The organism is Streptomyces sp. NPDC026062 (genome assembly GCF_055568375.1).
Map to the genome: position 1 here is coordinate 17,824 of NZ_JBVHOQ010000068.1, position 12,115 is coordinate 29,938.

Sequence of the window (12,115 nt, forward strand, 5' to 3'; positions counted from 1 at the left end):
GAAGCCTTGCTGACGATCCACGCCGCCGCCCTGCTCCTGCCGGGCGGCGGCCGTGTTCCCGTGCCCGGCGGGGCGGTCGCCGTGCAGGACGCGGTGATCGCGTCCTTCGGCACGTACGAGGAGCTGGCCGCCCTCCACCCCACCGCCCGGGTCCGGCGCTGGCCTGGCGTCCTGACCCCGGGACTCGTACAGCCGGACGCGGTCGGGCTGCTGGAGGGCGCGTACTTCCCCGATCCACGCGAGGCGGACACCCTGGGCACGGCGCCGCTGACCGGCACGGCGCTCGACGCGCTCGGGCCGGACGACACCTGGCGGGCCGGCAGCGTACGCCGTGGGCTGCACCGGATGCTGCGTCACGGGACGACGGCGGCGACGGCCGCCCCCACCGCACCGCCCGCCCTGATCACGGCCATGCGCCGGTCCGGGCTGCTGGTCATCCACGCTCCGGCGCACCCCGGTGGCGCACCGAGCCTCGACCCGCTGGCCGGGGCCGGGGCGGTGGCCGAGGCCATGGGGGCGCCACTCACGGCCGGGGGGCGGGCCGATCTCGCCGCCTTCGACGTGCCGGACGAGGACGCGCTGCTCGCGGCGGGCGGGATGTGCTGCGTGGCGACGGTGGCGGCGGGGCGACTGGTGTACCGGGGCCGGTAGACGGCTCCCGCCGGGGTGCCGGGGTGCCGGGGTGTTGGGGTGTTGGAGCTCCGGGGCGTTGGAGCTCCGGGGCGTTGGAGCTCCGGGGCGTTGGGGTACCGGCTCCGGAACACCGGGGTACCGGAACACCCGGGCGTCATGGTGTGGAGGGGCCGCCGAGGTACGTGCCCTTCGTGTCGTAGGGCCAGGCGTTGGAGACGCATCCCTTGAGGCCGTATATCTGCTGCATCATCGCGGGGGCGGGGCGTCCTCTGCCCGGGCAGGTCTCGTGTCCGTGGCCGAGCCAGTGCCCCACCTCGTGGTTGATGATCAGCGCACGGTAGTCGGCGAGCGGCCCGTGGAACTCCGGCGAACCCTGCTCCCAGCGCTTCAGGTTGACCATCACGTCGGTCCCCACCCGGCAGTTGACCTCGCCATGGGTGTCGAGACCGCCCTTCCCGCAGATGCGGTCGGTGGTCGCCGGGGTGGCGATCCGGACGACCAGCCCCGCCGGGCCCTCGGCGACCTGGCGGAACGAATTCTTCCCCTGGTGCGCCCAGCCGCGCGGCGCCGCCAGGATGCGGGCGACCTCGGCGGCGGCCTCGTCCGCGTCCAGACCGGAGCCCTTCTCCACCTCGACCCGGTAGGCGTCGCCCGTGCCGGACTTCGAGACGCCCGCACGGGCGACCGTGAAGGTCGCGGAGGCGGAGGACGTACTCGGGCCGTGCCCGTTGTTCCACCGGATGCCCACGACGGCTGCCACGACCAGCACTACCGGTACGACGGCCTTGGTGAACAGCCGGCTCCGGCCACGTTCCCGCTGCCCGCTCCGGCGCACAATCCTTCCGGACATCCGCGCCCCTCCCCAGTCCTCGGTGGTTTCACTCCCCGCTGTAAGGACCGGCGTCGGCGCCGATTGGTTCAGTCCACACGCATATCGATTGCCGGCACGGGTCCGACGGAACGTCACGGTACGGAGGGGCCGCCGAGGTAGGTGCCCTTCGTGTCGTAGGGCCAGGCGTTGGAGACGCATCCCTTGAGGCCGTATATCTGCTGCATCATCGCGGGGGCGGGGCGTCCCTTTCCGGGGCAGGTCTCGTGGCCGTGGCCGAGCCAGTGCCCGACCTCGTGGTTGACGATCAGCGCACGGTAGTCGGCGAGCGGCCCGTGGAACTCGGGCGAACCGGTCTGCCATCGCTTGAGGTTCACCATCACCACCTCGCCCAGCCGGCAGTTGACCTCGCCGTGGGTGTTCATGTCGCCCGTCGCGCAGATGCGGTCGGTGGTTGCCGCGGTGGCGATACGGATCACCATCCCTGCGGGACCCGAGGCCACCTGATGGAACGAGTGTGCTCCGGCGTGCGCCCAGCCGCGCGGCGCGGCCAGGACGTCGGCGATCAGGGCAGCCGCCGCGTCCGGGTCGACGCCCGAACCGTCCTCGACCTCGACCCGGTAGGCGTTCCCGCCACCGGAGGAGGCTCCGGCGCGGGCGACCGTGAACGTGCCCGGACCGGAGGCCGGGACACGGGGAGGCCTGGTGGCGGAGGGGGAGAGGGAAGGGGGAGGGGGAGGGGAAGGGGACACGGCGGTCGCCCTGGGCTCGGGCTTGGTGGCGGAGGAGGGGGAGGTGCGGGCGGGACTCCGGGCCGGGCGGGCGTCCGGGGACTCCGGAACGGCCGCTGCGGACGCCGGGCCGTCCCCGCCCGCCCACCGGGGCGCGACGACCACGGCGGCGACGATCAGCGCCGCCGGGACGAGTACCGCGGCCAGCACCCGTATCCGGCCGCGACGCCGGCGCTCCCGACGCATGCTCCGCCGGTCGCCCCCATCTCCCCGGTCTCTCTCGTACCCCCCATCTCCCCCATCTCCTCCATCTCCTCCATCTCCCCCGTCTTCCCGGTCTCTCCCGTCTTCCCGGTCTCGGTCCTGGCGCGGTGCGCGGTGCCTGACCGTCTCAGCCGCCACGAACCGTGTGCTCCTTCTCTTCCATGGGCCGGCCGTCCGCGTACTTCACCAGCTCCAGGAACCTGGAGTCACGTGCGACGGCGATCAGCTGCGACACCGAGACCGGCGACGACACCATCGAGGAGTCGTCACCGCCGACCGAGAACCGGACGGTGCTGTGGCCGTAAGCGAAGGTGAGATCGACGCTGGTGACGGTCTGCGAGCCGGTCCCGTTCCCCTCGGCGGAGATGGCACGGGCCTGGATCCCGTCCGGCAGCGTCACCTTCCTGCACCGCATGCCCTTCGCGGGGTTGTTGCGGCACGGCAGGGTCGCGCCGTCGGGGACTCCCGCGTCGGGCCGGGGGCGTACCGAGAAGATGACCGGGAAGATGTTTCCGTCGGTTTCGCCCTGATACCGGTGCACTGCCAGATCGACCGGGCGGACGACGCCGAGCTGCTTGTGGAGCAACGTGCCGAGCAGCCCCGCGACCTTCAGCTGGAACGTCTCCTGCCGCTTCCGTTCGGCCGGCGGCAGGTCGGCCATGGGCGTCTCACCCTCGGTCGGCTCGATGTGCACGGGCCTGGGGACGGGCCGGGCGGTGCCGGCCGGGGAGGGAGCGGCGGTCGTGGGCTGCGAGGCGACCGACCCGGTCCGCGCCGCTTGCGCACCCCCTCCCGGCCCCCACATCGGCAGTGCCATGCCGAACACCCCCAGGGCCACCACACCCGTCACTCCCGCCCCTATGGCCGCACGGGCGCGAGTGCGGCGCCGACGTCCCTGGGCCAGGGCGACGGGCACCAGATCGGGCAGCGGCGGCGCGTCCTCGGCCGCCCGGTCGAGGGCCGCCCTGATCATCCGGTCCTCGGCCTCCGGGATCGGACCGGGTCCGGGGGAGCGGTCAGTAAACATGTCCACGACGGTCTCCTCAGCTTCGGGTGGTGTAGAGATGTGCGTCGCCCAGACGGGTACGCAGCGTGGCGAGCGAGCGTGAGCACTGGCTCTTCACGGTGGACGGGCTGCATCGCAGCAGCTCGGCGACCGTCTTCACGCTCAGGTCCTCCCAGTACCGCAGGACGACCATCGCCCGTGCGCGGGCGGGCAGTTCGGCAAGTGCGGCAAGCAGCGTGACGGTCAGCTCGGGGCCGGAAGCGGGTGCGTGCGACGCGATCGGCGTATGGGCGCGGAGGTCGCGCAGCCGGCGTCGGCGTTCGGCGATGTAGGTGCGGGTCAGTACCGTGCGGGCGTAGGCGTCCGGGTGGTCGGCCGCGCTCGCGCGGCCCCAGTGCTGGAACAGCTTCGCCAGTGTCGTCTGGGTCAGATCCCGGGCGGCGTCGGCGTCCCCGCACAGCAGATACGCGGTGCGGTACAGCCTGCGCTGACCTGCGCGGGCGAACTCCTCGAAACCCGCGGCGTCCGTGTTGCGTCCGGCGGTCATCCGGCCTCCTCTCTGCGGTCTGTTCTTCGGTCTGTTCTTTGGTCTGTCGGTGGTCTGTCGGTGGTCACTACGCCTGGTACTGAGTGCCGACGGGCCGGAAAGGTTGAAGCCGGATCAGAACTCGTGACCGAATCCTGGTCACCGTGCGGTTCCTCGCCGAGGAGCAGCCGCGGTCGGTGATCGTCTCCGTGGCGTCGCCCGACAGCGCCCCCGCTCCGCCCCTCTCCGCCCCGCTCCGGCGCCGCCCCGCTTCAGCCCGCCCCGCCCCGACCCGCTCCGGCCGGGCTGCTTGAATGGGTGGGTGATCCGAGCCTCCCTGGACAAGCAGCCGCACGAAGTCGCCTCGATGTTCGACGACGTGGCGGCGAACTACGACCTCACCAACGACGTGCTCTCGCTCGGCCAGGCGCGGCTGTGGCGCAAGGAGGTCGCGAAGGCCGTGCACGCCCGGCCCGCGGAGAAGGTCCTCGACCTGGCGGCCGGGACCGCGACGTCCTCGCTGCCGTTCGCCGCGACCGGTGCGTACGTCGTGCCGTGCGACTTCTCCATCGGCATGCTCCAGGAGGGCAAGAAGCGCAACTCCTGGCTGCCGTTCACGGCGGGCGACGCCACGAAGCTGCCGTTCCGCGACGAGACGTTCGACGCGGTGACCATCTCCTTCGGGCTGCGCAACGTCCAGGACACGGACGCGGCGCTGCGCGAGCTGTACCGGGTGACCAAGCCGGGCGGCCGGGTGGTCATCTGTGAGTTCTCCCAGCCGGTCTGGGCACCGTTCCGGACCGTCTACACCGAGTACCTGATGCGGGCGCTGCCGCCGGTCGCGCGTGCGGTGTCGTCCAACCCCGACGCATACGTCTATCTCGCCGAGTCGATCCGGGACTGGCCCGGCCAGGCGGGTCTCGCGGCCAAGCTCCAGAAGGCCGGCTGGTCGAAGGTCGCCTGGCGCAACCTCACGGGCGGCGTGGTCGCCCTGCACCGGGGCGTACGGGCCTGACGGCCGGGCGCACACCCCGGGCACACACCCCGTGCGGGAACCCGGTGCAGGAACCCGGTGCGGGAAACCGGCCGGGAAACCCGTGCGGGGAATCGGTGCGGGAAACCGGTGAAATCCGTTGCTGGGGATCGGAGTTGACGGGAACCGGGTAGCGAGGAAGATGTGTCCGTTGATACGGCACGCGTCTTTCCCGCTCCCGTGTGTCACCGTTCCGGCCGTCCCCGTCTCCACCCTGCGGAGTCCTCATGCCGTCGTACTGCCCCTTCTGCGGAACCGAGGCGCCGGACGAGGCGCGTTTCTGCATGAAGTGCGGGCGCGAACGCCCGCAGACACCCGCGCCGCCCCCTCACGCGCCCGAGGCGCCCCCGCGGGGGCCCGCCGCACCGGCGACCCCGCCCGCGGCGACCCCGCCCCCGGCACCCCCGCAATCCGCCCCGATGGCACCTCCGCCGCCCGTTGCACCGCCTCCTCCCGGGGCCCCGTCCGCTCCGGCTGCGGGGCCGCCCCCGGCGCCCGGGTACGCCCCGATGCCCGTGGTCCCGGCGGGACCGTCACCGCTCGGCGCCTTCTTCGGCCGCGTGTTCCGGGGCGACTGGGCGGGCTCGGTGAAGGCGGCCGCCTGGCCGAGCGGACTGATACTGGCCCTCGCGGTGGCGCTCTCCATCCCGACGTACGGCCAGGGCGACGACGTCGTCGTCGGCTGGAGCGACCGGCTGCGGATCGCGCTCGCCATGCTGCTCCAGGCGTTCGGCGGCGGCTTCGAAGTCCGGCCGACCGGCCCCGGCGGCCGGAACGGCTCCGACTACGGCTCCGATTACGGTCCTGACTACGGTTCCGACTACGACTACGGCTACGGTTCCGGCGGCTCGGACTTCGGCGGCCTGGACCCGGGCACCCAGGGCAGTTACACGCTCGGCCTCGTCCCCCTCACCGTCACCGTGCTCTGGATCGGTGCGCTGATCCTCGGTACCCGTGCGGTCCGCAGGCAGGGCGGCGGTCTGGAGGCGGCGGTACGGATCAGCCTCGTGGCCACCGCGGCCGTCCTGCTCCTCGGACTCTTCGCGCAGCCCGAGGTCGCGGACGTATCGGTCTCGTCCTCCCCGGTCCTCGCCGCCCTCGGTGCGCTCGTCATGGGGCTGCTGGTCACCGGCGGCGTTCTGCAACGCGACGTGGCGGCCCAGTGGCTGGCGGAACGGCCGGGGGCACAGATCCTGGTGCGGGCCGCCGGTTCCGCAGTCCGGGCGCTCGGCGCCGTACTGCTGCTCTGTTCCCTGATCGGCTTCGTCACGTACGCCACCGCCGGTGACGTCGACGGCCAGTCCTTGCTGATCGCTCTGCCGTTGCTGCCCAACATCGGGGTGCACGTGCTCGGCCTGAGCTGGGGCGCCCACATCGAGTACGACATTCAGGGGTGGCTGGACCTCTCCGGCTCCGATCTGCGGAACAACAGCTTCGGGCTGTCCGGTCTGGCGGACGAGTTCGGCGGCTGGGCGCTGACCGGGGCGCTGGCCACGGGTGTCGTCTGCGCGCTGGTGGTCGGGTTGTCGGCCGCGCGCCGCTCGGCGGGCCGGGGCGAACAGGCCACCGCGGGCGCACTTTTCCTGCTGGTGCTCCTGGTGCTGGCGGGGCTGAGCGGGGTCTCCAGCGACATCTCCGACCCGGATGACCGGGGCACCGCCGAACTCGCGCTGAACGTGCCGGAGGTGCTGCTGTTCGGCCTGCTGTGGGTGGGCGGTGCCGTGCTCGTCGCGCCGTATCTGCTGCGGCTGACGGGCGGAGCGGGGGCGGCCCCTGCGGCGTACCCGGCGGCTCCGGGCCCGTACCAGCCCGCTTACGGTCCCACGCAGGCCTCGGCCCCGGCCCCAGATCCAGCCTCGGCCCCGGCCCCAGGTCCCGCCTCGGCCCCGGGCGATGCCTCGGCCCCAGGAGGTGCCCCGTCCTCCGCCCCGGCCCCCGAACCGTCCGGCCGCAGGCGGTCCGTCGTCATCTGGTGCGCGACGCTGACGGCCGCGCTTCTCGTCGGTGCCGGGGTGACCGCAGGCGTGCTGGCGCTGAAGGACCGAGGCAGTGACGACAACAAGCCCGACCCGGTCCGCAGCAGCGAGCCGTCCACCGAACAGTTCGCCCCCGACACCTCCACCGGTCAGGTCAACGCCCCCGACACCTCCACCGGTCAGGTCAACGCCCCCGACACCTCCACCGGCCAGGCCGACGCCCCCGGCCGGTCCTCGTCGGCGAGGTCCGTCCGGACGGCGGGCGAGGCCCGCTGACCCAGGCCCACCCAGGCCACCCGGAGCCGGCTCAGGCCACCCACGAGCCAACCCAGGCCACCCGGACCCGCCCAGTCCCAACCCCACAGCGACTCGGAGCCACCCAGGATCAGGACGTCACCCTCACAGTTCGAGCCGGAAGCACCGCACCTCCTGGCCCGCCCGCGGCGTCGTGAAGCTCTCCGCCTCCTCCATGCCGAGGCGCCGGGCCACGGCGATCGACCGCTCGTTGAGCACGTCGATCGTCGCCACCACCCGCTCCACCCCGGCCGCGCGCAGCCGCTCCAGCGTGAGGCGCGCGGCCGAGGTCACGTAACCGTGTCCCCAGGCGGACCGGGTCAGCCGCCAGCCGATCTCGATCTCGCCCACCGGCCCGTACGCGCTCTGCGGCCACGGCTGCGCCCCCGTGAAACCGATCACCTCGCCGTTCCCGTTCAGCACGGTCCACAGGCAGTAGCCGAGTTCCGCGTCGTGGCGGCGCTGGCGGGCGGTCCACTCCTCGTACATCGACAGTTCGGACGGACGGCCGCCGAAGAACCGCATCACCTCCGGGTCGTCGAAGGCGCGGTGCCAGGCCACCGCGTCCTCGTCGGTCGGGACACGCAGCTGTACGACGGGAAGCGCGGGGGGCGCGAGCGACATCGGGGAGCCCTTCGGAGGTTGATCAGCAGGCCCCCATAGACTGCCCTGGCCATGTGCCGCGCGGCACGCGAATTCGAGTCTTCGGGAGATCCGACCGTGACCGAGCCCCTGTCCGAACACAGCGCGGATGTGATCGTCGTCGGGGCAGGCCCAGCCGGCTCCACGACCGCCTACTACCTCGCCAAGGCCGGACTCGACGTCCTGCTGCTGGAGAAGACCGCTTTCCCGCGCGAGAAGGTCTGCGGCGACGGCCTCACCCCGCGCGCCACCAAGCAGCTCGTCTCCATGGGCATCGACATCTCCGAGGAGGCGGGCTGGCTGCGCAACAAGGGCCTGCGCATCATCGGCGGTGGCGTCCGGCTCCAGCTGGACTGGCCGGATCTCGCCTCGTACCCGGACTACGGACTGGTCCGTAAGCGGGACGACTTCGACGAGCAGCTGGCCCGCCAGGCGCAGAAGGGCGGCGCGCGGCTCTACGAGCGCTGCAACGTCGGCGCCCCGATCAAGGACGAGCGCACCGGCCGGATCACCGGCGTGCACGCGAAGCTCGGCGAGGAGAAGACCCCGGTCACCTTCCACGCCCCCCTCGTCGTCGCCGCCGACGGGAACTCCACCCGGCTCTCGGTCGCGATGGGCCTGCACCGCCGTGAGGACCGCCCGATGGGTGTCGCGGTCCGTACGTACTTCACCTCGCCCCGCCACGACGACGACTACCTGGAGTCCTGGCTGGAACTCTGGGACCGGCGCGGCACCGAGGACCGGCTGCTGCCCGGATACGGCTGGATCTTCGGCATGGGCGACGGGACCTCCAACGTCGGCCTCGGCATCCTCAACTCCTCCGCCGCCTTCAAGGAGCTCGACTGGCGCGAGGTCCTGAAGGCGTGGTGCGCCTCCATGCCCGAGGACTGGGGCTACACCCCCGACAACATGACGATGCCGATCCGGGGCGCCGCCCTCCCGATGGCGTTCAACCGCCAGCCGCACTACACCAAGGGCCTGCTGCTCGTCGGTGACGCGGGCGGCATGGTCAACCCGTTCAACGGCGAGGGCATCGCGTACGCCATGGAGTCGGGGCAGATCGCCGCGGACGTCATCGTCCAGGCCCACGCCCGCGCGACCCCGGCCCAGCGCGAACTGGCCCTGAACAACTACCCGAAGGTGCTCAAGGAGACCTACGGCGGTTACTACACGATGGGCCGCGCCTTCGTGAAGCTGATCGGCAACCCGAAGATCATGAAGATCGCCACCCAGCGCGGCCTCACGCACCCGCTGCTGATGAAGTTCACCCTGAAGATGCTCGCCAACCTCACCGACCCGACGGGCGGCGACGCGATGGACCGCATCATCAACGGTCTGACGAAGGTGGCGCCGCGGGCGTGAGCGCAGGGCAGGGCCATGGGCGGGGTGGGGACAAGCGCTCGGCCGGGCTCGAACGCCCGGTCACGCCGGCTTGGTCACGCGGCCCAGTCGCGCCCTCGGCCGGCCGCTCGACCCCACGACCGTGCTCATCGAGCTGATCCTCCTTGGGCCTGTCGTGAAATGCCGGGATCTGCGATAACGCGGAGCGTCAATTCTCTGAGCCGGCGGCCAGTGGTGGCGATGTCGTATCGGCACGCGTTTTTGACTGCCGCCTTGGCCAGGGCCTTGCGTCTTTGGAAGTTCTGGCCCATTTCGTCCAGGGCCACGGCCAGGGAGCGCGGGTCGCCAGGAGTGTAGGCAATGCCAGTTCTCGGAAATCCACTGTTTCCGAGGATCTCACTCACACCAGGCAGATCGGAGTAGGCGACCGGAAGTCCGTGGGCCTGGGCCTCAATGAGGACGAGCCCGAAGGCCTCTGTGCCCCTGGTCGTGAAGACGAAAGCGTCGAAGTTTGGCAGGCGGCTCCACAGTTCGGCACGAGGCATGAACGGCTCGAACTGGACCCGGTCCCGTAACCCCAACTGGGCAGCCCGCTGTTCCAGATGCTCCCGCAGGGTTCCTTGGCCAATCACAGTCAAAGAATGCGGTTGATCGGTAAATGAGAGTGCTTCGACAGCGGTGATCGTAGATTTGTTGTCGTCCAGGCGGCCTGCGTGGACCAGAGACAGAGGCCCGGTGCCGGTGGGCGGTTGATCGCGTACGCGGGTATCCCTCAAAGGGATACCCCACGGGATGACGGTGAGGCGATCAGTGAATCGGCGTCCGGTGAGACGGTCGATGCGGTCGGCGAGGGCGGGGGTCGGGGTGACGATCGCGGCGCTTGCGGCGGCAACTTCATTGAGGCCCTCGCGTTCCCCTGTGCTGCGCTCGGCCGCCATTACGTCGGGGCCGTGGGAGATGGTGATGATCGGAACATTTTCCGCAGTTCGGGCGAAGGCCAGACTGAGAGCGAACCCGAGGTGCTGAGCGTGAATGGCATGCGGCTGGATCTCTTTGACAAGTGCCCCGACCTCATGCGTCAACTCGTCAACGTATGAGGCGAAGCCCGGTCCATGAGGGTGTTTAGTCGTGGAGAGGGTGATCAGCTGATCAAACGCGGCCTTCCAAGCATGATCTACCGGTGCCCTGCCCAGGAAGGTCGTGTGGACTTCAGGCATCGCGCTGTAGATATCGTTGGCGAGGATCATGCTCCCGGACGTAGGTGCGGAGGTTCGATTGATTCCCGTCAGAATGTTCAGACGCTTGATGGTCACGCGGAAACCCTATCCATGATGACTGAGAGGTTGAATTGGAGATCGGCAGCCCTGGGTCGGTGCGACGCTTGAATCATCGGTGGCGTTCTGGATCCCGCGCTGACGAGGTGGCGCCCACCATGACGCCAGGTGCGGCGTGAAGGCAGCTGCGATCTCCTGGGTCGGATGCAAAAAGCCCTTATCATCCATTTCTGCCGCCCATGCCCTGACTGATGCTCTGGGGTAGACGGGATTTATCCCTATCTCTCCCTTGGGGAGGACTCCGTTGAAGGGTGTGGGGATTCCTTCGTTGTTCCAGTAGTCCCATGCCTCAAGAGCCTTGGATTTTTCGAAGCAGTGGTATAGCTGGTGGTAGCGGGGCATGTGCCGGATCTCGCGGAAAATCATTTGCCCGACCAGTCCTGGTGCGGCCTTTCGGAGCGTGCTGAGATCGACTCCCTGGAAGGTTACCGATGTCGCGTCCTGGGACGAGTGCAGCGCAGTCAGTGCAAATAGATGGGAGAGTCGTCGCCGGACGTACTCGGCGACTCCCCGTCCGAGAGCCGGTTCCATGCCGTCGATGAGCTGGACGAGCCGGTGATGACGTGGATTGAAGCGGGCCAGGTCGAACAATCGGGTCATGCCTTCCACGGCGGTGAAGGCGAGTCGTTTGTAAAGCCAATTGTTCAGCTCTCCGGCCTGGGCATATGCCTTGGTTTCCGAAGTGGTGGAGTGGAGCATCAGGTATTCGGACAGAACCTCGAAGTAGAGGTAGCCGAGGAACGGCACGGCGTGCACCGCATCGGACAACTGGTCGATGAACTCAGGTGCCGGAGTGGCATGGCCGGCGGCGTTGTGCAGGGCGATGTCGAGGAACGGGGCGGCGGCGCGCAGCCCGGCCAGCACGGTGCGATTGAGCTGGTCGTTCTCGGCAGGGGTGAGGAAGGACTGGTAGCGCAGGTGAGTACGCAGGTGGATGGCACCGAGATGCAGGTAGTCCACGCCCTTGGGCCGGATCGGTGCATCAGGGACGACCTCGAAAATCATGGGCGTGGTGGAGGGTTTCGTACGCATCAGGTAGGCGCCGAGGTTGTGGGGACGCAGCCCCTCGCGCTGACTGGCGAGAGGCGAGCAGTAGAGGGCCCCGACCAGGCAACCGGTGGAGATGTGTAACTGCTGGCTGGTGCGGATGGCATCGATGTCCCGGGTGACGTGCAGCAGGTGCATTGGCTTGCCGCTGACGAGCGCTTCGGTCATGGCATTGTTCTGGATTAGCCAGCCGTTGGGGGTTGAGCGCTCCAGATAGTGGCGCCAGTCGCTCTCGCTCTCGGCCAGCGAGGCAGGAATCTGACGCTGCGCGAGCATGGTGTAGTCCGTGTGAGCGTGTTCCCATTCGGCGCGCAAGAGAACTCCTGGGATGGAGGATTGGTGCGGGTCGGGGCAGTACGAGAAGCTATTGATCCGAAACGCTTTGGGTTCAGGCTCGTTGACGGTGTGTGAGTGATCTGGTGGGGGATGCGCGGACCTGGTCGCCGGACGCGCAGGAGG

The 12,115-nt window shown here is 70.0% G+C and carries 11 protein-coding genes and 1 pseudogene; 5 read left to right on the forward strand and 7 right to left on the reverse strand.

What is annotated here, in order from left to right; all coding sequences use genetic code 11:
* The first annotated feature begins 6 nt into the window (after positions 1–6).
* Positions 7–651, forward strand: a complete 645-nt coding sequence (locus tag ACZ4LX_RS35965; RefSeq protein ID WP_467651246.1) for an imidazolonepropionase-like domain-containing protein — start codon at positions 7–9, stop codon at positions 649–651.
* A 136-nt stretch (positions 652–787) separates the two neighbouring features.
* Here the strand turns inward: ACZ4LX_RS35965 and ACZ4LX_RS35970 are convergent, their stop codons facing one another.
* From ACZ4LX_RS35970 to ACZ4LX_RS35985, 4 genes are all read right to left on the reverse strand, one after another.
* Positions 788–1,483, reverse strand: coding sequence for a DUF3152 domain-containing protein (locus tag ACZ4LX_RS35970; RefSeq protein ID WP_467651247.1), 696 nt, complete (start codon positions 1,481–1,483; stop codon positions 788–790).
* A 113-nt stretch (positions 1,484–1,596) separates the two neighbouring features.
* Complete coding sequence (locus tag ACZ4LX_RS35975) at positions 1,597–2,439, reverse strand: DUF3152 domain-containing protein (protein ID WP_467651248.1); 843 nt, start codon at positions 2,437–2,439, stop codon at positions 1,597–1,599.
* A 145-nt stretch (positions 2,440–2,584) separates the two neighbouring features.
* Entirely contained in the window at positions 2,585–3,484 is a 900-nt protein-coding gene (locus ACZ4LX_RS35980) for a hypothetical protein (RefSeq protein ID WP_467651256.1), read from the reverse strand.
* Positions 3,485–3,500: 16 nt separating this feature from the next.
* Positions 3,501–4,010: a SigE family RNA polymerase sigma factor gene (locus ACZ4LX_RS35985; RefSeq protein WP_467651249.1), complete on the reverse strand. Its 510-nt coding sequence runs from the start codon at positions 4,008–4,010 to the stop codon at positions 3,501–3,503.
* 301 nt (positions 4,011–4,311) lie between these two features.
* Here ACZ4LX_RS35985 and ACZ4LX_RS35990 point away from each other — a divergent pair, with 301 nt between their 5' ends.
* From ACZ4LX_RS35990 to ACZ4LX_RS36000, 3 genes and pseudogenes are all read left to right on the forward strand, one after another.
* Positions 4,312–5,004 carry a demethylmenaquinone methyltransferase gene (locus ACZ4LX_RS35990; protein ID WP_467651250.1) on the forward strand — a complete coding sequence of 231 codons (693 nt, stop codon included), beginning with the start codon at positions 4,312–4,314 and terminating at the stop codon, positions 5,002–5,004.
* A gap of 245 nt (positions 5,005–5,249) precedes the next feature.
* Positions 5,250–5,318: pseudogene (locus tag ACZ4LX_RS35995) on the forward strand (zinc-ribbon domain-containing protein); the annotation flags it as partial.
* Positions 5,319–5,531: 213 nt separating this feature from the next.
* Positions 5,532–7,274, forward strand: coding sequence for a zinc ribbon domain-containing protein (locus tag ACZ4LX_RS36000; protein WP_467651257.1), 1,743 nt, complete (start codon positions 5,532–5,534; stop codon positions 7,272–7,274).
* A 123-nt stretch (positions 7,275–7,397) separates the two neighbouring features.
* Here the strand turns inward: ACZ4LX_RS36000 and ACZ4LX_RS36005 are convergent, their stop codons facing one another.
* On the reverse strand, positions 7,398–7,916 hold the full coding sequence (locus ACZ4LX_RS36005) for a GNAT family N-acetyltransferase (protein ID WP_467651251.1): 519 nt from the start codon (positions 7,914–7,916) through the stop codon (positions 7,398–7,400).
* Between the two features lie 96 nt (positions 7,917–8,012).
* Here ACZ4LX_RS36005 and ACZ4LX_RS36010 point away from each other — a divergent pair, with 96 nt between their 5' ends.
* The gene (locus ACZ4LX_RS36010; RefSeq protein ID WP_467651252.1) at positions 8,013–9,296 is read left to right on the forward strand and encodes a geranylgeranyl reductase family protein; all 1,284 of its coding nucleotides are present in this window, start codon (positions 8,013–8,015) and stop codon (positions 9,294–9,296) included.
* Positions 9,297–9,421: 125 nt separating this feature from the next.
* On the opposite strand, the gene ACZ4LX_RS36015 is transcribed toward ACZ4LX_RS36010, so the two are convergent.
* Entirely contained in the window at positions 9,422–10,588 is a 1,167-nt protein-coding gene (locus ACZ4LX_RS36015) for a glycosyltransferase family 4 protein (protein ID WP_467651253.1), read from the reverse strand.
* 9 nt (positions 10,589–10,597) lie between these two features.
* Complete coding sequence (locus ACZ4LX_RS36020; RefSeq protein WP_467651254.1) at positions 10,598–11,971, reverse strand: hypothetical protein; 1,374 nt, start codon at positions 11,969–11,971, stop codon at positions 10,598–10,600.
* Positions 11,972–12,115 lie beyond the last annotated feature (144 nt).